Genomic DNA, 20,746 nt, shown 5'->3' with positions numbered 1-20,746 from the left:
GCTCCGTGCCCCTCACCAAAATGGGTGATTAATGGGATGTCGGTCAAGATTGCCGTAATTCTGGACCGCCTCCCTAGAAGAGTGATGTCGCATGGACGATGTTGACGCTGGCGGCGACGTCCGCGACCTGGACCGGCGGCTCCTCGCGGTGCTCCACGGGTACGGCGCCGACCCACGGGTCGCCCTGGCCGCGCGTGCCCTGTCCCGCGCCGGGGAACACGGCGCCCTGTGGCTCGCGGCGGGCCTGGCCGGTGCCGCCGCCGACCGGGAGCGACGCGGCGCCTGGCTGCGCGGAACCGCGCTGACCGCGGGCGCGCACCTGGCAGGCATCGGGGTGAAACGGCTGGTGCGGCGCCCCCGGCCCGTCCACGTCGAGCCCCGGGTCCGTACCGCCGGCCGGCACTCCTTCCCCAGCTCGCACGCGAGTGCGGCGGTGGCGGCGGCGGTGGCGTACGGGGCGCTCCGCGCGCCTCGCGCGCCCCTCCTCGGCTCCCTCGTGGCGCCGCTGGCCGCCGCGATGTGCGTCTCGCGGCTGGTGGCCGGCGTGCACTACCCGTCGGACGTGGCGGCGGGCGCGGCCCTCGGGGCGGCCACGGCGCGGCTCGGGGTCCGTTGGATGACCGGGACGGCGGCGTCCACGGCCTCGACGTCCGCCACGCGCGTTGCCCCGGCCGCGCCCGCGGCGGCGGGCGGTGGCTATGGCTGAACCCACGACGCTCCTCGAACCACGCCCGGCAGCCGCCCCCGCCCGCGCGCCCGCGTCCCGAAGCCTCGCCCTCGGTCTCCTCAGGACCGCCCGCCCCCGCCAGTGGCTCAAGAACGTCCTCGTCGTGGCCGCCCCCGCGTCCGCCGGGGAACTGTTCTCCGTCCGCGCCCTCACCCAACTCCCCCTCGTCTTCGTCCTGTTCACCGCCTGCGCGGCCGCCGTCTACCTCGTCAACGACGCCCTGGACGCCGAGGCCGACCGCGCCCACCCCGTCAAGCGCCACCGCCCGGTCGCCGCCGGCCAGGTCCCCGTACCGGTCGCGTACGCCGTCGGGGGCACCCTCGCCGTCCTCGCGCCCACCGCCGCCGTCTGGCTCTGCTCGCCGTACACCTCGGCCCTGCTCGCCGCGTACCTCGGGCTCCAACTCGCCTACTGCGTCAGCCTCAAGCACGTCCTCGTCGTCGACCTCGTCGTCGTCACGACCGGGTTCCTGATGCGGGCGATGATCGGCGGGCCGGCGCTCGGCATCCCGCTCTCGCGCTGGTTCCTGATCACGACGGGCTTCGGCGCGCTGTTCATGGTCGCCGCCAAGCGGTACTCCGAGGCAGTCCAGATGGCAGGGAAGGGCGGCGCCACGCGAGTCCTCCTCACCGAGTACACCACCGGCTACCTGCGCTTCGTGTGGCAGCTGGCCGCGGGGGTCGCCGTGCTCGGCTACTGCCTGTGGGCCCTGGAGGGGGACGGGACGCCGGGCACGGGCCTGCTGCCCTGGCGCCAACTCTCCGTGGTCGCGTTCGTCCTGGCGGTCCTCAGGTACGCCGTCTTCGCCGACCGCGGCACCGCGGGCGAGCCGGAGGACGTGGTGCTCCGCGACCGCGCGCTCGCGCTCATCGCGGTGGTGTGGCTCGCGATGTACGGCCTGGCGGTGGCCGATTGGTGAGCGCACCCCTTCCCCACCCTGGTGACGGCCACGGTCCCGCGATTCCGGGGTACCCGGGTATCGGGACCTCGCGGCATGAGGGCAGAGGTGAAGGGGGCAGAGTGGGATCATGGACTGGCTGAAGAAGCTCCCCGGGATCGGCCCCTGGGTGGAGCGCCTGATGACCACGCACGCGTGGCGGTCGTACGAGCGGCTGGACCGCGTGAAGTGGACGCGGTTGGCCGCCGCGATGACCTTCATCAGCTTCCTGGCGCTCTTCCCGCTGCTGACGCTGGGCGCCGCCGTGACCGCCTCGGTGTTCGGCAAGGGCAAGCAACAGGAGCTCCAGGACAAGATCACCGACCAGGTGCCGGGGATCGCCGACCAGCTGAACGTCGGCACCCTCGTCGACAACGCGGGCACGATCGGGATCATCGCCGGCGCGTTCCTGCTCTTCACCGGCATCGGCTGGGTCAGCGAGATGAGGGGCTGTCTGCGCGCGGTGTGGGAGAAGCCCGAGCCCGAGGAGAACCCGGTCCTGAGCAAGGCCAGGGACGCGGGCATCCTCCTGGGCTTCGGCGGCGCGGTCCTCGTGACCCTCGCCGCCTCCACCGTCGCCTCGGCGCTGGTGGGCGGGCTCGCCGACCAGCTCGGCATCGACCGCGACGGCTGGGGCGGCGCGCTCCTCCAGGCCGCCGCCTTCGCCATCGCCGTCCTCGCCGACTTCCTGCTCCTGCTGTACGTCCTGACCCTGTTGCCCGGCGTCCACCCACCGCGCCGCCGCCTGATGGTGGCCGCGCTGATCGGCGCGGCCGGCTTCGAACTCCTGAAGCTCCTGCTCAGCGGCTATCTGCAGGGCATCGCCTCAAGGAGCATGTACGGCGCCTTCGGCGTCCCCATCGCCCTGCTCCTCTGGATCAACTTCACCGCGAAACTACTCCTGTACTGCGCGTCCTGGACGGCGACGGGCAGCAAGGAGGTGGAACTGGAGGGTGCGGGTACGAGCGAGGACGCGCCCCGAAAGGAGCGCGGGGCTGTGACACTGGGCGGCTCCGCCGCGGGGCGCGACCAGCCACGAACGACCGGCACTGATCACACGACCGCAACCAGGCAGACGCGTCTTTCAGGGGCGCGGGGCTGGGACACCGTGCGGCTCCGCCGCGGGGCGCGACCAGCCACGAACGACCCGCACTGATCACACGGCGGCAACCAGGCAGACGCCAAACGCTCAGCGCCGTCGCCGCATCAGCTCCGGCAACGGCCACCGCCGATTCACCAGAAACACCCCACCGCCCACGAGCGCCAGCACACCCCCGATGATCCCCAGAGCAACCCCGACACCGCTGGACCCGCCGGAGGCACCCGCGGCCACCGACTTACCCCCCGTCGCCCCCGAGGCGGACGCCGACGACGTGGCCCCCGGCTTCGAGCCACCCTCGGTCTCCGCACCCTTCGGCGGCACCAGCTCACCCACCGGCGTCACCTTGTCCGCGGCCTGGAAGCCCCAGTCGAAGAGGCGGGCGGTCTCCTTGTAGACCTCGTTGTACTCGTCCTTCTCCGGGTTCATGACCGTGACCAGCAGCACCCTGCCGTCGCGCTCGGCCACCCCCGTGAACGTGGAGCCCGCGTTCGTCGTGTTGCCGTTCTTCACACCCGCGATGCCCTGGTACGGGTCGAGACCCGTGTCACCGGTCAGCAGCCGGTTGGTGTTCTGGATCTCGAAGGACTCGCGGGTCGTCTTGCCCTTCTTGTTCTTCTTGGTCTCGCCCGGGAACTTGGTCCGCACGGTCGAGCAGTACTCGCGGAAGTCCTTCTTCTGCAGGCCCGACCGGGCGAAGAGCGTCAGGTCGTACGCCGACGACACCTGCTTCTTCGCGTCGTAGCCGTCCGGGCTGACCACGTTCGTGTCGAGGGCCTGGAGCTCCTCGGCGTGCGCGTTCATGTCCTTGACGGTCTGGTCGACGCCCCCGTTCATCGCGGACAGCACATGCACCGCGTCATTGCCGGAGCGAAGGAAGACGCCGAGCCACAGGTCGTGGACCGTGTACGTCTCGTTCTCCTTTATCCCGACCATGCTGGAGCCCGGGCCGATGCCCGCGAGGTCGGAGGGCACGACCTTGTGCTGCTCCTCCTTGTTGAACTTCGGCAGCACCGTGTCCGCGAAGAGCATCTTCAGCGTGCTCGCCGGCGCGAGCCGCCAGTGCGCGTTGTGCGAGGCCAGGACGTCGCCCGACTCGGCGTCCGCGACGATCCACGAGCGCGCCGTGAGGTCCTTCGGCAGCACCGGCGCGCCGGTGCCGAGGTCGGCCTGGGTGCCCGGCACGCCGAGCCGTTCGCCGCCCACGGTGGACATGTTCGCGGGAGGCGTGACCGACGGTGACACGCTGGCCGACGGCTTGTCCGAGGGCTTGCCCGACGGCTTGTCGGCGGCGAGGGCGGCCGGGGCAGCCGTCAGCGACAGGGACAACGACATGGCGGAAGCGACCATCAGGTATCGCCTGGCGGTCTTCATGGAGGCGGGCACGACCGAGAAAGTACATGGCCCCGACCGATAACTCCTACCGCTGCCCCTACCCGCACGGCGAAGCGGAACCACCAAAGGTAATACTGAACCCATGAAGCTCAGCCGCCCCCTCTCCTGGTTCCTGCTCGCCTTCGGGGTGTGGAGCTGGGTCATCTGGATCACTTTCGTCAAGAACCTCTGGAAGGACGGCAGCGGGCTCGCGTTCAACGACGCGGGTGATCCGACGGCGTACTTCTGGGTGCACCTGACGCTCGCCGTCGTCTCCTTTGTCCTTGGGACGGCCATCGGGGTCATCGGGTTGCGTGGATTGCGCGCATTGCGCCCTACGTCATAGCGGGGAGTACGGCGGAATGGTGATTGTCTTCATACTGGTGGCCCTGACCGTCCTGGCCGCGTTCGGTGCCCTGCACTGGTACGCCTGGCGCCGTCTGGTGCGGGACACGACACGCGGGCCTGGAACCGCCCGCCGGGTCGGCGCGGCGGTGTTCGTCGCCGGGCCCGTGCTGCTGTTCGCGGCGTTCGCGGCCGAGCGCGGCGGCGCCCCCTTCTGGCTCCAGCAGGTGCTGGGCTGGCCGGGCTTCATGTGGCTGGCGCTGTCGCTGTACCTGCTGCTGGCGCTGCTGGCGGGAGAGCTCCTACGCCCGCTCGTACGGCGCCTGGTGGAGCGGCGCGCTCCGGTGGCCGCACCCGCCGCCGCGCCTACCGCCGCGACGGAACCGCAGCCGGTTTCCGTTCGGGAGGCCGAGCCCGTCCCGGCGGGCCCGCGCACGGACGCCCCCCAGTCCGCGGAACCCGCCGACCCCCTGACCCCGGCGGAACCCGGGGGAGTCGCCACAGCCCCCGAACTCGCCTCCACCCCGGCCCCGGCAGACCCCTCCCGCCGCCTCTTCGTCTCCCGCGTCGTCGGCGGAGCCGTGGCCGCCGCCACGGTCGGAACCGTCGGCTACGGCACCTACGGAGTCGTGCGCGGCCCCAAGGTGAAGCGGGTCACCGTGCCGCTGGCCAAACTTCCGCGCGCGGCCCACGGGTTCAGGATCGCCGTGGTCAGCGACATCCACCTCGGGCCGATGCTGGGCCGCGGCTTCGCCCAGAAGGTCGTGGACACGATCAACGGCACCCAGCCCGACCTCATCGCGGTCGTCGGCGACCTGGTGGACGGCTCGGTCGCGGACCTGGGCCCGGCGGCGGCCCCGCTGGCGCAGCTGACGGCCCGCCACGGCGCGTACTTCGTCACCGGAAACCACGAGTACTTCTCCGGCGCCGAGCAATGGGTCGAGGAGGTGCGGCGGCTGGGCCTCACCCCGATGGAGAACGCCCGCCGGGAGCTGCCCCACTTCGACCTCGCGGGCGTCAACGACGTGGCGGGCGAGGACGAGGGCCAGGGACCGGACTTCACCAAGGCGCTGGGCGACCGGGACACCTCACGGGCCGTCGTCCTCCTCGCCCACCAGCCCGTCCAGATCGACGAGGCCGTCGACCACGGTGTCGACCTCCAGCTGTCCGGCCACACCCACGGCGGCCAGATGTGGCCCGTCAACTACGTCGCGGCCGCCGCCAACCCCACCCTGGCCGGCCTCGAACGCCACGGCGACACCCAGCTGTACGTCACCCGCGGCGCGGGCGCCTGGGGGCCTCCCGTGCGCGTGGGAGCCCCGTCGGACATCACGGTGGTGGAGCTGGCGTCGAAGCAGGCCTGAGCCCCCTTCGGGTCACCCCTGTGGACCGGCTGTGAAACCCCGGTGAAACGGCCGTTGGTAAGAGCTTTCCTCAGGTAGCCGGGAGGCTCTTCCCCCCGCTGAAACAGGTGTGGTTGGGTGATCCGCGCCATGCCTGGTGGCATGCGCGATGGCGCCTGGGGAGGGCACACCGATGCGCTCGGTTCGCATGCGGATTCTCGTGACGCTGCTCGTCCTGGCGGCCGCGGGTGTGGGTGGCTGGCAACTGCTGCCGTCCGGTCAGGACGAGGGACGCACCATCACCGTGGGGACGACGGACGCCGTGACGGCCCTCGACCCGGCGGGGGCGTACGACGCCGGGTCATGGGCGTTGTTCAGCAACGTCTTCCAGACCCTCATGACCTTCGACCCCGGCGGCTCGGCCCCGGTGCCCGACGCCGCGAAGAGCTGCTCCTTCGTCGGCGGCGGCCTGACCACGTACCGCTGCACCGTGCGCGACGGCCTCAGGTTCCCCAGCGGGCGGACCATGACCGGCGAGGACGTGAAGTACTCCTTCGACCGCGTCAAGCGCATCAACTCCGACGTCGGCCCGGCCCCACTGCTCGGCACCCTGCGGTCGGTCGACGCCGACGGACAGACCGTCACCTTCCACCTGTCCTCGCCGGACGCGACGTTCCCCTTCAAGGTCGCCACCGGCGCCGGCTCGATCGTCGACCACACCAGGTACTCCGCGAGTGCGGTACGTACCCGCAGCGGCGTCGACGGCACGGGACCGTACGTCCTGAAGACGTACACGAAGAAGAAGCAGGCCGTCCTCGAACCGAACGAGAACTACAAGGGCGCGGTCAAGGACACCGGCCGGCCCGTGACCCTGCGCTACTACAAGGACTCCGAGGCCCTGGACAAGGCGTGGAAGGCCAAGGCCATCGATGTCGCCGGCCGTGAGCTGCCCCCCGCCGTGGTCGCCGCGCTCTCGCCGAGCGACCCGAACCAGCGCATCTCCGAGTCCGACAGCGCCGAGACCCGCAACCTCGTCCTGAACGTCCGCGGGAACTCACCGCTGCACGACCGCCGCGTACGCCAGGCCATTGCCGACCTCGTCGACCGCGAGAAACTCGTCAGCGACGTCTACAAGGGCACCACCGACGCGCTCTACTCGCTCATCCCGGTCGGCATCACGGGCCACACCACCTCGTTCTTCGACATGTACCCCGAGCCGGACCCCAAGCGGGCCCGCCGACTGCTCACCGAGGCCGGGGTGAAACTGCCCGTGAGCTTCACCTACGGGTACGCCACGGGCAGTGGCTCCACCGCAGAGGAGGCCGCCGAGCTCAAGAAGCAGCTGGAGGCGGGCGGACTGTTCAAGGTGACCACCAAGGCGTACGAGTGGACCGACTTCCAGCAGCAGTACGCCCAGGGGAAGCTCGACGCGTACGCCGTCGGCTGGGTCGCCGACTTCCCCGACGCCGACAACTTCAGCGGGCCCCTCGTCGGCACCGGCGGCAGCATGAAGAACGGCTACAGCAACAAGACCGTCGACCGGCTGATCCAGGACAGCCGGCGCTACGACGACCGCAGCCGGGCCACCGCGGACTTCCGCAAGATCCAGCAGGCCGTGGCCCAGGACGTACCGCTGATCCCGCTGTGGCAGCAGAAGGAGTACGTGCTGAGCACCGAGGACGTCGGCGGCGGCCAGTACCTCTCCGACGGAACCGGTGTCTTCCGGCTCTGGCAGCTGGACTGGATATGACGGCCACCGGCCACCGGCCGTCGTGTGACACCTCACGGGAGTTCCCGGTGTGACATTCGCCGAAGTGACACCGCGTTCCCTCACCACGCAGCACCATGTGACGGAGGTGTGGTCGGGGTGAGGAGCAAACGTGCTGAGACGCAACTCCTTCCGGCTGCCCCGGCATCCCGCGTCCGTCGGACTCGCCCGGCACCGGGTCAGGGACCACCTCGTCGACTGGGGACACGGTGAGGGCGACGCAGCCCTGGAGGACGCCGTGCTCCTCGTCTCCGAGCTGGCGACCAACGTGGTGCGCCACGGGCCCTTGCTGGAGCGGGAGTTCGAGGTCGCGGTGACGGCCCTCGCCGACGGCTCCTGCTTCATAGAGGTCTCCGACGAGGGCACGGTGCCGCCCCGGCTCAGGGAACCCGGTGAGTGGGACGAGTCCGGGCGAGGGCTGTTCCTGGTGCAGCACATCGCTTCGGCGTGGGGGGTGTGGAGCCGGGGGCGGCATGGGCAGACGGTGTGGGTACTTGTCGCTCCGCTCGGGGGGCCGTGACGCCTACGGGGGTGGTGGGTTCTTCTTGGTTGGCGGGTGCGGGTGCGGGTGCGGGTGCGTTGTGGCTGGTCGCGCCCACGCGGCGGAGCCGCACATCGACTCAGCCCCGCGCCCCTTGGGTGGGGAGTGTGACCGTTACGGTCAAGCCCTCACCCGGAGCCGTGCGTACTCCCACCTCGCCCCCATGCGCCCGTACGACCCCCTGCACGATCGCCATTCCCAAACCGCTGCCCGCGCCGCCTCCCGCGTGGAAGAAGCGGTCGAAGACGCGGGAGGCGTCCTCCTCCGTGAGGCCCGGGCCCTCGTCGGCGACGCACAGGCGTACGGACCCTTCGGAGCGTGTCACGGTCAGCCGGACCGGGGCGTCGGCCGGGGTGTGGGTGCGGACGTTGCCGATGAGGTTGCCCAGTACCTGGCGAAGCCCCGACTCGTCGGCGTGGACGAGGAGGGTGCCGTCCGCGTCTACGGTCACCGGGCGGTCGGGCTGCAGGGCGCGCAGGTCCTCGGCCGCGTCGCGGACCAGGCGGGTCAGGTCGACGTTGCGGAAGCGGAGTTCGGGGCTCTGGTCGAGGCGGGCGAGGGTGAGCAGCTCGTCGACGAGGCGGCCCATGCGGTCGGCCTCGCCGGTCATCCGGTCCCAGGCGCGCTTCCCCCCCAGTCTCGGCTTCGCTCGACCGGGGGGACCCCCATGGCCGGTACGCGCAGCACCCCCTTCTCGAACAGCTGGAGGTAGCCCCGGATCGCGGACAGCGGTGTGCGCAGCTCGTGCGAGGCGTCGGCGACGAAACGGCGCAGCTGGGCGGCGCTGCGCTCGCGCGTCCGGTACGCCGACTCGACCTGATGGAGCATGGAGTTGAGGGCGAGCTGGAGCTGTTCGACCTCCTGCGTCGGGTGGTGGCTGGAGGGGACGCGCCGGGTCAGGTCGCCCTCGGCGATCGCCGACGAGGTTTCCACCATGTCCTCCAGGGGCCGCATACGGCGCCTCACGCTGAACATCGTCAGGCAGGCGAGCAGGGCCAGCAGCAGGCTGCCGACGGCGAGGTCGAGCCTGAGGGCCTTGGTGAGGACGTTGTGCAGGGCCTTGGTCGAGGTGGCGAGCAGGACGGTGGTGCCGTCGCCGAGCCGGGCCGCGGTGACCCGGTAGGGGGCGCCCTCCACCCTGACGTCGTGGGGCTCGTCGTCCCTGACCAGGGCGGCCGGGTCGTCCACCGCGCCGGCGAGTGCGCGCTGCTGGGCGGTCGGTGCGAAACCGCCGATGGTCAGGGGTTTCCCCTTCTCGTCCAGGGCCGCGAAGACGGCGCCCTGCACGAGGGAGTCGGCGTCCTCGGCCGGGGGAGCGGGCGCCATCTTCTGCCGGACGGCGACCAGCGCGGTGAGCGCGTCGACCTGCTCCATGCTGATCCGTGCCTTGCCGATCGAACCGCGTGTCGACATCAGCTCCGTGTCGACGCTGTCGAGCAGGTACAGCCGCATGCCCACCACGCTGACGGCGGTCGCGATCGCGATACCCAGGGCGAGCAGCCCCACGTTCGCCAGCGTGAGCTTGCCGCGCAGGGAGTGGACGCCGCGGCGGCAGCGGAAGCGAGCGGGGAAGGCGACGGGGAACCGGGCGGGGAAGCGGGCCAGGAAACGAGCGGGGAAACCGGCGGGGACACGGGCGGGGACACGGGCGGGGCTTCCGCTCATGCCAGCCCGTATCCCACGCCCCGCCGGGTGGTGATCACCGGCGACCCGAGTGTGTCGAGCTTGCGGCGCAGATAGCTGATGTAGGTCTCGACGACGGTCGACTCGGCCGGCGCGTGCTCGTACTGCCAGACGTGGCGCAGGAGCTGCTCCTTCGGCACGATCCGGCCGCCGTTGCGCACCAGGAACCTCAGCAGCGCGTACTCCGTGGGCGTCAGCTCCACCGTGCGGCCGGCGCGGTGCACCGAGTACGTCGTCTCGTCCAGCTCCAGGTCGCCGTAGCGCAGGGGCGGGCGCTGGGGGAGGACGTCCGTGTGGCGGGTGCGGCGCAGGACCGCGGTGATCCGGGCGACGACCTCGTCGATGTTGAACGGCTTGGTGATGTAGTCGTCGCCGAAGCCGAGGGCGCCGACGATCTCGGCGGGCGCGTCCCTGGCGGTCAGGAACACCAGCGCCAACTCGGGCTGCCGGGTGCGCAGCTCCCGTCCCAGCGCCCGGCCGTCGCCGTCGGGGAGCATCACGTCCAGCAGGGCCGCGTCGGGCCGGGTGCGCTCGGCGAGGGCGAGCGCCTCACGGACGGTGCCCGCGGTCATCACCTCGAAGCGGTGGTAGCGCAGGGCGATGGCGAGGACGTCCGCGATGCTCTCCTCGTCCTCCACGACGAGGACGGTGGCGCCCTCGGATCCGGCGCCCTCGGATCCGGCGCCTCCGGATCCGGCTCCCTCGTTTCCGGTCATGCCCCCAGTATCGTCTCGAGGGTTCCCGCGGGGGACCGCTCTCGCTTTGGAGTTCCTTGAGAGTCATGGCCGGCTCATGTCCCCGCGCGCGTGCCGCCGCCAATGCTGTTGCCCAGGACCTGGGGGACCAATCGACTGTCGGACAAGGAGAGTTGATCGTGGCGGCATTGGCACGGTGGTGCTATCGGCACCGGCTGGTGGTCCTGTTGCTGTGGGTGGGGGCGCTGTTCGGTCTGGGCGCGGCGGGTACGGCCGCCGGGACGGACTACGCGAACGTGTTCTCCCTCCCGGACACGGACTCCAAGCGCGCGTACGACCTGATGGAGAAGGCCTTCCCCGAGAGCGCGGGCGACACCGACACGGTGGTGTGGAAGGTGGACGGGGGAGAAGGGGGAGATGGCGGATCCGTACGGGACGCGTCCGTACGGTCCCGGATCGAGCCCGCGCTGAAGGAGATCGGCGCGATGAAGGGCGTCGGGAAGGTCACGAGCCCGTACGCCGGCGGGGGCGCCGGTGCGGCGCAGATCAGCCGGGACGGGCGGATCGCGTACGCCCAGGTGACCTTCACCGAGCAGGCGAACGCCGTCCCCAAGGAGCTGATCGAGGACGTCGTCGACACGGCCCAGGGCGCCGAACGGGCGGGACTCCAGGTGGAACTGGGCGGCCAGGCGATCGCCCGCACCCAGGAGCCCCCGCAGGGCCTGGCCGAACTGGTCGGCATCCTGGCGGCGGCCGTCGTCCTCTTCCTTGCCTTCGGCTCGCTGTTCGCGATGCTGCTGCCGATCGTGGTGGCGATCGCGGGCGTCGGCACCGGCATGATGGCGACGACACTCCTCAGCCATGTCACGGACGTGCCCGAAGTCGCCCCGCTGCTGGGCTCGTTGATCGGTCTGGGCGTCGGTATCGACTACGCGCTGTTCATCGTCACCCGGCACCGGCGTGGCATCCTGCGCGGGGTGAAGCCCGAGGACGCGGCGGTGACGGCCCTCAACACCTCGGGTCGTGCGGTGCTGTTCGCCGGCGGCACGGTGTGCATCGCGCTCGCCGGCATGCTGGTGATGAACATGCGGTTCCTGGACGGCGTCGTCGTCGCGACCTCGCTGACCGTGGTGCTGAGCGTGCTCGCGGCCGTCACGTTGCTGCCCGCCCTGCTGGGGCTGCTCGGCATGCGCGTGCTCAGCCGCAGGCAGCGGCACCGGCTGGCCGCGGCCGGACCGGAGCCCGCGGAGGCGAGCGGTCTCGCGGCGCGCTGGTCGTCGTACGTGCAGCGGCGCCCGCGCGCGGTCGCCACGATGGCGGTGGTCGTCATGGCCGTCCTCGCCCTCCCCGTCCTCTCGCTCCGGCTCGGCGCCACCGACCAGGGCAACAACCAGGAGTCCACGACGACGCGGCAGGCGTACGACCTGCTCGCCGAGGGGTTCGGACCCGGCTTCAACGGGCCGCTCCAGGTGGTGGTGAACGGCTCGGCGCCCAGGACACTGGTGTCGACCATCGAGAAGACCGAGGGAGTGGCCCAGGCCGCCGCGCTCCCGCCCGCGAACGGCGTCTCGGTGATCCAGGTGGTGCCGACGACGTCACCCCAGTCCGAGAAGACGGACCAGCTGATCGACCGCCTGCGGGACGAGGTGATCCCGGAGTCCGGGGCCGAGGCCCACGTGGGCGGCGTCACGGCGGTCTTCAAGGACTTCGCGGCGGTGACCGGCGACCGGCTGCCGTACTTCGTCGCGGCGATCATCACGCTCGGCTTCCTGCTCCTGCTCGTGGCCTTCCGCTCCCTCGTGGTCCCGCTGACGGCCGCCCTGATGAACCTCGTCGCGGCGGCGGCGTCCTTCGGCGTACTGGTGGCGATCTTCCAGTGGGGCTGGGGCGCGGAAGCGCTCGGCATCGGCAAGGAGGGTCCGATCACGGCGTTCCTCCCGGTCATCATGTTGTCGCTGCTCTTCGGCCTCTCCATGGATTACCAGGTGTTCCTGGTGACCGGATGCACGAGGAGTGGGTCCACACGAAGGACAACGCGCGGGCCGTGCGGGTCGGGCTGGCGGAGACCAGCCGTGTGATCAACTGTGCCGCCCTGATCATGATCTGCGTGTTCTCGGCCTTCGTCCTGAGCGGCGACATGGAGGGCGCGATGGCGGGCATCGGCCTGGCGGCGGCGGTGGCCCTGGACGCGTTCATCCTCCGTACGGCGCTGGTCCCGGCGGCGATGCATCTGCTGGGCAACGCGAACTGGTGGCTGCCGGCCGGTCTGGAGAAGCGGCTGCCGCACCTGGCGGTGGAGCCCAAGGAGGAGGCTTCGGAGGCCGAGGTCCCGTCCCCGAGGGGGCCCTCCTCGGTGATCCACGGCTTCATCTGCACGGAGGAAGGCGAGCCGGTGGCGGGCGCGGAGGTGACGCTGCTGACGAAGGGCGGGCGCCGGCTGGACCGGGTGACGTCGCTGGCGGACGGGTCCTACATCGTGGCGGTGCCGGGGGCGGGGGAGTACCTGCTGGCGACGACGGCTGACGGGCTGGGCTCGCGGGCGCGGTCCGTGGTGGTGGGCGACGGGCCGCTGGTGTGTGACGTGGAGGTGGCGGAGGCCTCGGAGGGAGAGGTGGACGTGGTCAGCTAGGTCAGGCCAGTCCGGCTTTGAGGATGCGCTCGACGTCCAGAACGACCTTGCCACCCACGGACTCGGGGAGCGTGACGAGCTCCCCGGGGATGTGGATCCCGTGATGGGTGTAGCGGCCCCCCGTCGGTTCGGTCAGCACGTGGAGACGTTGGTGCTTGCGGTCGACGACGACGTAGACAGGGATCCGGGCTTTGGCGTAGTAGGCGACCTTGGTCTGCAGATCCGTCTTCCAGTTGCTCGATGTGACTTCCATGACCAGGCGGAAGCACGTCGGGTCGTAGCAGCTGTTCTCCACCAGGTGATCACGGTAGTCGTCGTCGACCACCGACAGGTCGGGGATCGCGTAGTCCTCGGGGCCGCTGGGCAGCCAGAGACCGATGCCCGGGAGTGCTCGTACCAGACCCAGGCCCATGAATGGGGCGGCGAACAGCATCAGCGCCTCGGAGTGGGGGCCGTCCGGTGCGGGGCTCACGAGAATCTGCTCTCCGATGATCTCGACGCGGAGGCCCGGAATGCTCTCCATGATGTGGTTCGCCTCGGCGATCAGCGGCCGGTCCTCGTGCGGCCGCTCGACAGCTGCTGCGGACATCAGGTGCCTCCCATGGGCTGGTGTCGAGAGCATCATCGTAGGCAGGCGGGATACCCGATGTCCCCTTCGAACCGCTTCACCCGAAAGTGATCAACTCGCCCGCCCCTTGCCCCCAGGATCCGGCAGCACCCTCGTCATCCCCGGCAGAAAGTCCGTGAACAGCTCATGCACCTCATGGACCAGCGGCCGCAGCACCCGGAACCGGGCCAGCGAGACCCCCCGGGTCGTCAGCCGGGCCCCCCGCTCGGCGAGCCGGTAACTCCGCTCGCGCCCCTCCGTCCGGTCGAACACCCAGTACAGCACCAGCCCCATCTGGGACAGCCACATCAGCTCGGGCAGCACCTCACGGAGCTCCTCCGGCACCTTGGCCTTCGACCCGGCCAGCACCTCCCGGTGGAGGGCGATGGCCTCCTCCCGGGGCTTCTGCGACTCCGCCGAGAAGGGGCTGAGCGGGCTGTCCGGATCGGCCGCGTTCTTGAAGAACTGCGCGGCGAACTCGTGGTATGGCTCCGCCACGTCCAGCCAGGCCTTGAGCACCCCGGCTATCCGCGCCTCCAGATCCCTCTCCCGCGCCAGCACCGGCCCGACCGCCGCCAGGTGCTCCTCGCCGATCCGGTCGTAGAACCCCTGGATCAGGTGCTCCTTGCCGGCGAAGTAGTAGTACGCGTTGCCGACGGAGACCCCGGCCTCCTTCGCGATGGCCCGCATCGTCGTCTTGTCGTACCCGCGCTCCTGGAAGAGCCGCAGCGCGGTCTCCAGGATGAGCGCGCGGGTCTGCTCGGACTTGGCGGGACTCCTGGCGGACGTACGATCCGCGTCGGAGCCGGAGCCTTCGGGCGGGCCGGAGCCCTCTGTGGGACCGGGACCGGAGCCGGGGTCCTTCGCGGGCCGGGGATGGTCGGCCGAGTCGGCCGGTTCGGGAACTGCTGGCACGGAACAGAGCCTAACGACTCGCGCAGGTGCCGCTGTCGCAGGCGGGTGGGGTGTACGTCCACCCGTACCGCGGATCGTAGGCCCAGCCGTCACGATGCCGGTACGCGCTCCCGCCCCACTGGCTGTCGGTGTGTATCTCCCGCCACTTGGCCGCGGCCAGGACCGCGCCCTTGGCCAGCCGCGCCCCGGCCGGGGTACTCAGCCGGTGGGCGAGCGGCCGCTGCTCCCTCAGCGCCCACAGGCACACGACCCAGGCGGCGGGCCCGCGGTACACCTGCCCAGCGTCGCCCACGACGGTGATCTCTTCGAGGGCGGCCCGGTGATCGAGCGAGGGGAAGCGCTGCCGGGCCTCCTCGCTCCCCGCCGCCACGAACTCCAGCGGCACCAACTGCAGCTGCCTGCCCAGCCACTCCCGCACGAACCGGCACAGCGAGCACTGGGCGTCGTACAGCACGGTGAGCCCGCGGACCGGGACGCGCGCGGCGTCCCGGTCGCGTACGGCGACGGCGTCCACCTTCGTCGTCATCGGCGTCGTCATCGGCGTCGTCATGGCGACCGTCACGCCTTGACCGTCGGGGCGACCCAACCCTGCGGCGCGACGGGCGGCACCTGCTCCCGCTCCATCAGTCCCCGCCGCCGGATCTTGTTGAGCACGAACACGTTGGCCAGGTGCAGCGCACCGAGCACGAGCAGCACGACGCCGAGCTTCGTCGAGACCGCCTCGAAGACGCCGCGCGCGTCGGCGACCCCTCCGTCCTGGTTCAGGTAGAGGGCGACGAACCCCAGATTGACGAGGTAGAAGCCGACGACCAGCAGGTGGTTGACGGCATCGGCGAGCTTCTCGTTCCCGTGCAGCACATCGCCGAGGAAGATCCGTCCGTTCCGGCTCAGCGTCCGCGCCACCCAGACCGTCAGCCCCACGCTGACCAGCAGGTAAATGACATACGCGACGACCGTGAGGTCCATGTCCCACCCCTTCTTGAACACGTTCAAAACGTTCTCGCGAGGAACCGTACTCCTGTTTTTGAACACGTTCAAGCGGTAGTTCGGGTGTGGGTGACGGAGGGGGCGAGGTTGCTCAGGCCCGCCCGAGCTCCGGCCGCTTGCTGTAGTCGGTGAGCCCGATGACATTGCCCCAGGGATCGGCGAACTCGACGGTCCATCCCGTGGCGACGGAGAACGGCGCGTCGAGCAGTGCCACCCCGGCCGCCTCGAGCGCCCGCCCGGCGGCCCGCGCGTCCCGCACCTCCAGCCACACCCGGGGCGAGGCCCACTCCGGCGGCCGCTGCCCCAGCGCCTCCTCCACCCGGAGCAGCACGCCGGGCGCCTCCTTGCCCACCTTCAACAGCGCGATCCCGGCCTCGTCCAGCCGAAACGCCACCCCGAACCCGGCCTGCTCGTAGAACACCACGGCCTCCCCGAGGTCCCCCACGGGCAGGAGCACGTTGTCGAAACCGAGCAGCTCGTAAAACCCTTCATCTGACATGACGTCAGGTTAGATTTGCCGCGCCTGCAACCAGGCGACCTCCGGACGTGTCGCCTCTTGCGTGAACCAGATATATCGAGCAGATCATCGAATGCTGATCTGGTGTCCCATTGGTTCGTCGCTCATTGAGCTGACGGCTGGGACATTCCCGCTGGGTAGGCTGGAGAGGCAGGTCAGACTCCGTCCCATGGGAGCAATCATGAGCGCCGCATCCGAGAACGGGCTCGACGACGAACCGGCGTACCGTTGGCCGATCCCGCCCCAGGAGGGCTGGACCGCGGACGACCTCGACCGGATTCCGGGCCTCCCGTCTCACACGGAGTTGATTGACGGGAGCCTCGTTTTCGTGAGTGCGCAGACTCGATTTCACACACGCACGATGCGCCTCCTGGACATCGCTCTCCTGGAGCAAGCGCCGGACCACCTGGACGTCGACCGGGAGATGACGATCAAGCTCGACACAAAGAACCGGCCCGAGCCGGACATCGTTGTGTTCCCGGTGGAGGCGGTGACCGGACCAGACCAGACCTGGTACGAGCCCGAGGACGTTCTCCTCGCTGTCGAGGTCGTATCCGCCGACTCTCGCGAACGCGACCGGGAAGTCAAGCCCCGCAAATACGCGGCGGCTGGTGTCCCGCACTTCTGGCGGGTCGAGCAGGACGAGAAAAAGGGCCTCCCCGTCGTCTACGTGTACGAACTCGACCCGGCCACCAAGGCTTACGGCCTCACCGGCATCTTCCACGATCACCTCAAGGTGACCGTTCCCTTCGACATCGAGATCGACCTGACGGCCATCAACCGGCGGCCGGGGACCACTCCGGAGCGCGAGAAGGGGTGACACGCCGAAGGGCCGACCCCAAGGTGTGGGCGGCCCTTCAACAAGGTGTCCTCACCCGATGGCGACCCGCGTCCGCCAGTAGCTCCTCGCGCCGATGATCTCCGTACCGGACCCCGGCAGCGTCGTCCTCCCACCTGCGTAGAAGCGGACGGAACCGTCGGAGCGCACGGCCCAGACGTCAGGGATGGTGTCACCGTTGGCGTCCGGCGTGCCGATCAGCAGCGGCACGTTGGCGACCGACCAGCCGGCGGCACCGTATTCGCTGTCGTCGCCTCCCGCGGAGTTGCCGGCGGAGGCCAGCGAGTCCAGCTCCACCCCTCCGTCACCGTCGGAGATACCCCTGCGGAGCATCAGCTTGGCCGCCGAGTCGGACCGGTAGACGAGGTCGGTGACGCCGTCGCCGGAGATGTCCTGCGCGGTGACGATGTCGCGTGCGGTCCAGCCCGACGCCCACAGCCGTTTCGCCTGGTCGATGGTCGCCCCGTGGTAGCCGGTGAAGATCCACAACTCGTCGCCGATGGTGGCGAAGAAGTCGGTCCGGCCGTCTCCGGTGGCATCGCCCGCCGACACGAACTGGGTCAGGTCGGCCGGGCTGGGCGCACCGCTCGGCAGCAGGATCTCGCGGCGCTTGTCGATGTTGACGGCGCCGTAGCCGTCGCCGGGGTACACCCACAGCTTGCCCTCGACGCGGACGACCAGGTCCTGGAGGCCGTCACCGCCGTAGATGTCGCCGTTGTGGGTGATCAGCGCGTCCTTGAAATGGCCGGAGCGCGGCGCGACGTACGGCGGCAGATCATCGCCGTTGGGGTCCTTGTTGGGGTTGCCCCGGTAGGCGCCTGACATCGAGTAGTCCAGGTCGCCCGAGCCCTTCGAGAGATCGTTGGTGGCCTGCGAGGGATAGAGGGACAGGTTGCCGCCCTCGGTGATCGTCATCAGGTCGGGCAGCTCGTCGCCGGTGAAGTCGCCGGGCTTGTCGGCCTGGTCGCGAGGCGTGACGTAGAAGAAGTACTTCGTCGGCTCGGAGACGTTGCCCGCGCCGTCCACCGCCCTGACGTACAGCACGTTGGGCCCGGCCGTGGGCGGTTCCACGTTCTGCAGGACCGCGCTCACGCTCGTGCTCGTGCCGGCCGCCCGGGGCAGCGAGAACGGATAGCTGGGGGAGTTGAAGCCGTACTCGTACCGCACGACGTCACTCTGGACGGCGCGCACGGTGAAGTCGCCCGCCTCACCGAACTTCTTCTTGCTCCAGTTCGCGTCCTCGGCGTCGTTGCCGAAGCCGTTCTCGCTGCCGTCGGCGTTGGGGAAGTCGGTGGAACTGACCTTGGGCGGCCTGGGCGCCGAGGTGTCGAGGACGAAGCGGCAGGGGGTCTTGGCCGGCGTGTAGGCGGAAGTGGAGTTCGCGTCGTCGACGGCCCGCACCTGCCAGGAGTAGACCGTGCCGTTGGTGAGCTTGCTGGTGGGGAAGGAGTCGGTGGTGCGCAGAGCGGTGCCCTTGTCACCGCCGACGGAGACCTTGCCCGTGGAACGAAGTAGGTTCCCTGTGGCCCCCCACTTCCCCGTTGGCCACAGGACGAAGTCGAGGTAGTCGAGGTTCTTGTCCTTGTCGGACCCCCGCGCGGTGAACGTCAGGTTGCCCGAGCCCATGCGGACGTACGGTTCGGTGGTGGTGCACTTGCCGTCGGGACCGAGGTCGAGCGACTTGGAGTCGATGGCCGGCTTGCGGTTGTAGACGAGCTCCAGCACGGGTGCGTTCTCTCCGTTGGCCTGGAACTTCTTCCACGCGTACTGCGAGTGCTCGTCCCGGGCCCGCAGGCCGAAGGTGATGGTGTCCTTGCCCTGGTCGGCCTTCTTCTGAGCGGCCTTCCTCACGTCGAAGGCCTCGTACGCGTCCCGGCAGCGCGACTTGTAGCCGTGCGCGAAGCTCTTGGTGGCGACCTTGTTGCCGTCGTGCAGCTTGGGGGCGTTCTTCCAGTTGGTCTTCCCGTTGACCGCGCCGGTGAGGTGCACGCTCATCGAGCGTGCGCTGCACGACCAGGAGTACGTCTCCAGCATGCGCAGCTTCGCGCTGGTGATCTTCGTGCCCTTGAGGCCCTTGTCGAAGGCGATGTTGAAGTACGAGCGGGACGTCCCCCAGGTGTCGGACTCGAAGCCGACACGGGCCTCGTGCGTACCGCCCTTGTTGAAGCCCTTGCCGTTGTAGAAGGTGGCTCGGGGGTGGCGGCTGTACGCGGTGGTCCAGTTCTGGGTGTGCTTCTTCACCGAGGGGTCGATGAACACCGGGTAGGTGGTGGCCGAGTCGTTGAGGAAGTCCTGGTTGGGAGTGAGTGACCACTTCCCGTCGGACAGGTCGGCCTCGACGAGCTCTCCTCGGGAGTCGGGGGAGGGGCCGTCGAGCCCGGGCAGGCCGAGGGTGGCCGCCGAGCCGGTCTGCGAGGGCGCGGGCGTCGGCTCGGCCGGGGCGGACGGCAACGGCGACTCGGACACGGTGGGCTCGGGGCCGTCGGTGGCCACCGGGAGGGTCTCCGGGCTGGTGTCGGTCTGCTCGTCGCTCTCGACGGGCTCCTCGGTGGTCTCTTCGGAGGGGCTGGGGGTGTCGCTCGGCTCGTCGCCGGCGGACTCGGTGGGCTCCGGGCTCTCGGAGTCGGTCGGCTGCGCGGTGGCGCCCACGTCCCCGTCGGTGACCGCGGGGGCGCCGCTGCTGTCCCACATCAGCGGTGTGGGAGACATGGCGACCTCGTTGCCGTAGGGGTTCTCGGCGGTGACGACGCCCGTGAGCGGATCGAGACGGAAGGTCAGGTCCGCAGAGGCGATGCCGTATGTCAACTGCTGGGCGCGCGGATCGGCTGCGGCTTGCCGGTTCTTGAGGACGAGCAGCTGGGCGAACCCGTCGTCGTCGGCGGTGAGCACCAGGTCGGCGCCCGGGAAGATCTCCGGGTACAGGGCGCGGGAGCCGTCGATGACCGGGGCGGGGACGGGGCCGGGCCAGGTGAGCTGGATGTCGTGGCCGTCGACGGTCAGGGTGACCAGGGGGCTTGCGGTCTCGTCGGCCGTGGTGGCGTCCCTGGCGGTGCCCATGGTGGCGTCCTTGAGCCCGGTGAGCAGGGAGACGCGGTGGGCGGTACCGCGTGAGGCGCGCTCCTGACCTCGCTTGCCGGAACCCGCCGAGAACACCATCCGCGAGTTGGTGGCTCGGGGTTCCCAGCCGTCCTTGGTGCGGTGGAGGTCGTAGTCGATGTCCTTCCACTCACCGCCCACCTTGGCCCGGATCGGGGAGGAGTACAGCTTCTTGGCCATGAGGCCGTCGGGCCGGGCCCAGGTGGTGGAGCGGGCGGTGCGCGAGGCGGTGACCTCGACGGACTCCCCGCTCTTCGCGGCCTGCGTGAGCGCGGCGGTTTCGGTGACGGGCTTGGCCTTCTGCCCGTGGCTCGACTCGTCACCCGAGCCGGGGTCGTCCAGGCCGAGGCTCACGAAGGCGATGCCGGTGGCGGCGAGAGCCGCGGTGAGCGTGGCGGCGGTGGTCCGTCTTCCGGGCACGCGTAACCAGTTCCGCGTCGTGCGCGTCATCGGGCGAGTTCCCCTTCCCCCCTTGGAACCGGCGCGAGACAGGGCGCGGCCGGGCCAGCCGATGATGACCCATCAGGGAGCCGTCGTCACCCTTCGCGTGCGGGACGCGGCGTTGAGTCGATCAACCGCGCGGGCCGTATGGAGGGGTGGGTGCCGGGGTGGGTAACTGCGGGGTGCCGCTGTGGCCTTGGGGGC

General features: G+C 70.3%; 16 protein-coding genes and 2 pseudogenes. 9 read left to right on the top strand and 9 right to left on the bottom strand.

What is annotated here, in order from left to right:
* Window positions 1-91: 91 nt before the first annotated feature.
* The 3 genes from AB0959_RS22055 to AB0959_RS22045 all read left to right on the top strand — a co-directional run bounded on the left by AB0959_RS22055 (window position 92) and on the right by AB0959_RS22045 (window position 2,820).
* Window positions 92-706, top strand: coding sequence for a phosphatase PAP2 family protein (locus AB0959_RS22055; RefSeq protein ID WP_366828134.1), 615 nt, complete (start codon window positions 92-94; stop codon window positions 704-706).
* The gene (locus AB0959_RS22050; protein WP_366828133.1) at window positions 699-1,646 is read left to right on the top strand and encodes a decaprenyl-phosphate phosphoribosyltransferase; all 948 of its coding nucleotides are present in this window, start codon (window positions 699-701) and stop codon (window positions 1,644-1,646) included. Before AB0959_RS22055 ends, AB0959_RS22050 begins: the two co-directional genes overlap by 8 nt.
* Window positions 1,647-1,755: 109 nt before the next feature.
* Window positions 1,756-2,820, top strand: a complete 1,065-nt coding sequence (locus AB0959_RS22045; RefSeq protein ID WP_366828132.1) for a YihY/virulence factor BrkB family protein — start codon at window positions 1,756-1,758, stop codon at window positions 2,818-2,820.
* A 33-nt stretch (window positions 2,821-2,853) separates the two neighbouring features.
* On the opposite strand, the gene AB0959_RS22040 is transcribed toward AB0959_RS22045, so the two are convergent.
* Complete coding sequence (locus AB0959_RS22040; RefSeq protein WP_366828131.1) at window positions 2,854-4,149, bottom strand: D-alanyl-D-alanine carboxypeptidase; 1,296 nt, start codon at window positions 4,147-4,149, stop codon at window positions 2,854-2,856.
* Between the two features lie 91 nt (window positions 4,150-4,240).
* Here AB0959_RS22040 and AB0959_RS22035 point away from each other — a divergent pair, with 91 nt between their 5' ends.
* The 4 genes from AB0959_RS22035 (at window position 4,241) to AB0959_RS22020 (ending at window position 8,113) form a co-directional block, all read left to right on the top strand.
* On the top strand, window positions 4,241-4,483 hold the full coding sequence (locus AB0959_RS22035; RefSeq protein WP_366828130.1) for a hypothetical protein: 243 nt from the start codon (window positions 4,241-4,243) through the stop codon (window positions 4,481-4,483).
* Between the two features lie 16 nt (window positions 4,484-4,499).
* Window positions 4,500-5,846, top strand: coding sequence for a metallophosphoesterase (locus AB0959_RS22030; RefSeq protein WP_366828129.1), 1,347 nt, complete (start codon window positions 4,500-4,502; stop codon window positions 5,844-5,846).
* 172 nt (window positions 5,847-6,018) lie between these two features.
* Window positions 6,019-7,575 (top strand): ABC transporter substrate-binding protein, encoded by a 1,557-nt coding sequence (locus tag AB0959_RS22025; RefSeq protein WP_366828128.1) that lies wholly within the window; start codon window positions 6,019-6,021, stop codon window positions 7,573-7,575.
* 130 nt (window positions 7,576-7,705) lie between these two features.
* The gene (locus tag AB0959_RS22020; protein ID WP_366828126.1) at window positions 7,706-8,113 is read left to right on the top strand and encodes an ATP-binding protein; all 408 of its coding nucleotides are present in this window, start codon (window positions 7,706-7,708) and stop codon (window positions 8,111-8,113) included.
* Between the two features lie 100 nt (window positions 8,114-8,213).
* Here the strand turns inward: AB0959_RS22020 and AB0959_RS22015 are convergent.
* Window positions 8,214-9,667: pseudogene (locus AB0959_RS22015) on the bottom strand (HAMP domain-containing sensor histidine kinase).
* A 128-nt stretch (window positions 9,668-9,795) separates the two neighbouring features.
* The gene (locus AB0959_RS22010) at window positions 9,796-10,533 is read right to left on the bottom strand and encodes a response regulator transcription factor (RefSeq protein WP_366828125.1); all 738 of its coding nucleotides are present in this window, start codon (window positions 10,531-10,533) and stop codon (window positions 9,796-9,798) included.
* A 167-nt stretch (window positions 10,534-10,700) separates the two neighbouring features.
* Here AB0959_RS22010 and AB0959_RS22005 point away from each other — a divergent pair.
* Window positions 10,701-13,141: pseudogene (locus tag AB0959_RS22005) on the top strand (MMPL family transporter).
* Between the two features lies 1 nt (window position 13,142).
* Here AB0959_RS22005 and AB0959_RS22000 read toward each other — a convergent pair.
* The 5 genes from AB0959_RS22000 to AB0959_RS21980 all read right to left on the bottom strand — a co-directional run bounded on the left by AB0959_RS22000 (window position 13,143) and on the right by AB0959_RS21980 (window position 16,149).
* Complete coding sequence (locus AB0959_RS22000; RefSeq protein WP_366828124.1) at window positions 13,143-13,730, bottom strand: Uma2 family endonuclease; 588 nt, start codon at window positions 13,728-13,730, stop codon at window positions 13,143-13,145.
* 90 nt (window positions 13,731-13,820) lie between these two features.
* Window positions 13,821-14,663 carry a TetR family transcriptional regulator gene (locus tag AB0959_RS21995; protein ID WP_366828123.1) on the bottom strand — a complete coding sequence of 281 codons (843 nt, stop codon included), beginning with the start codon at window positions 14,661-14,663 and terminating at the stop codon, window positions 13,821-13,823.
* Between the two features lie 10 nt (window positions 14,664-14,673).
* The gene (locus tag AB0959_RS21990; protein WP_366828240.1) at window positions 14,674-15,189 is read right to left on the bottom strand and encodes a DCC1-like thiol-disulfide oxidoreductase family protein; all 516 of its coding nucleotides are present in this window, start codon (window positions 15,187-15,189) and stop codon (window positions 14,674-14,676) included.
* Window positions 15,190-15,221: 32 nt separating this feature from the next.
* Window positions 15,222-15,629 carry a hypothetical protein gene (locus tag AB0959_RS21985; RefSeq protein ID WP_366828239.1) on the bottom strand — a complete coding sequence of 136 codons (408 nt, stop codon included), beginning with the start codon at window positions 15,627-15,629 and terminating at the stop codon, window positions 15,222-15,224.
* Window positions 15,630-15,741: 112 nt separating this feature from the next.
* The gene (locus tag AB0959_RS21980; protein WP_366828122.1) at window positions 15,742-16,149 is read right to left on the bottom strand and encodes a VOC family protein; all 408 of its coding nucleotides are present in this window, start codon (window positions 16,147-16,149) and stop codon (window positions 15,742-15,744) included.
* Window positions 16,150-16,348: 199 nt separating this feature from the next.
* Here AB0959_RS21980 and AB0959_RS21975 point away from each other — a divergent pair, with 199 nt between their 5' ends.
* On the top strand, window positions 16,349-16,987 hold the full coding sequence (locus AB0959_RS21975) for a Uma2 family endonuclease (RefSeq protein ID WP_366828121.1): 639 nt from the start codon (window positions 16,349-16,351) through the stop codon (window positions 16,985-16,987).
* Window positions 16,988-17,038: 51 nt separating this feature from the next.
* Here the strand turns inward: AB0959_RS21975 and AB0959_RS21970 are convergent, their stop codons facing one another.
* Window positions 17,039-20,551 carry a DNRLRE domain-containing protein gene (locus AB0959_RS21970; protein WP_366828120.1) on the bottom strand — a complete coding sequence of 1,171 codons (3,513 nt, stop codon included), beginning with the start codon at window positions 20,549-20,551 and terminating at the stop codon, window positions 17,039-17,041.
* Window positions 20,552-20,746 lie beyond the last annotated feature (195 nt).

Origin of the sequence: Streptomyces sp. NPDC046862, from assembly GCF_040704615.1 — a bacterium.
Taxonomy (GTDB): domain Bacteria; phylum Actinomycetota; class Actinomycetes; order Streptomycetales; family Streptomycetaceae; genus Streptomyces.
This window is presented reverse-complemented; position numbering and strand designations above follow the sequence as displayed.

Bases quoted from the DNA above. Each gene is read 5' to 3' on its own strand.
- AB0959_RS22055 (WP_366828134.1), top strand. From the start codon at position 92: ATGGACGATGTTGACGCTGGCGGCGACGTCCGCGACCTGGACCGGCGG.
- AB0959_RS21980 (WP_366828122.1), bottom strand. From the start codon at position 16,149: ATGTCAGATGAAGGGTTTTACGAGCTGCTCGGTTTCGACAACGTGCTC.
- AB0959_RS21970 (WP_366828120.1), bottom strand. From the start codon at position 20,551: ATGACGCGCACGACGCGGAACTGGTTACGCGTGCCCGGAAGACGGACC.
- AB0959_RS21985 (WP_366828239.1), bottom strand. From the start codon at position 15,629: ATGGACCTCACGGTCGTCGCGTATGTCATTTACCTGCTGGTCAGCGTG.
- AB0959_RS21990 (WP_366828240.1), bottom strand. From the start codon at position 15,189: ATGACGACGAAGGTGGACGCCGTCGCCGTACGCGACCGGGACGCCGCG.
- AB0959_RS22030 (WP_366828129.1), top strand. From the start codon at position 4,500: ATGGTGATTGTCTTCATACTGGTGGCCCTGACCGTCCTGGCCGCGTTC.
- AB0959_RS22000 (WP_366828124.1), bottom strand. From the start codon at position 13,730: ATGTCCGCAGCAGCTGTCGAGCGGCCGCACGAGGACCGGCCGCTGATC.
- AB0959_RS22010 (WP_366828125.1), bottom strand. From the start codon at position 10,533: ATGACCGGAAACGAGGGAGCCGGATCCGGAGGCGCCGGATCCGAGGGC.
- AB0959_RS22035 (WP_366828130.1), top strand. From the start codon at position 4,241: ATGAAGCTCAGCCGCCCCCTCTCCTGGTTCCTGCTCGCCTTCGGGGTG.
- AB0959_RS22045 (WP_366828132.1), top strand. From the start codon at position 1,756: ATGGACTGGCTGAAGAAGCTCCCCGGGATCGGCCCCTGGGTGGAGCGC.
- AB0959_RS22025 (WP_366828128.1), top strand. From the start codon at position 6,019: ATGCGCTCGGTTCGCATGCGGATTCTCGTGACGCTGCTCGTCCTGGCG.
- AB0959_RS21975 (WP_366828121.1), top strand. From the start codon at position 16,349: ATGAGCGCCGCATCCGAGAACGGGCTCGACGACGAACCGGCGTACCGT.
- AB0959_RS22050 (WP_366828133.1), top strand. From the start codon at position 699: ATGGCTGAACCCACGACGCTCCTCGAACCACGCCCGGCAGCCGCCCCC.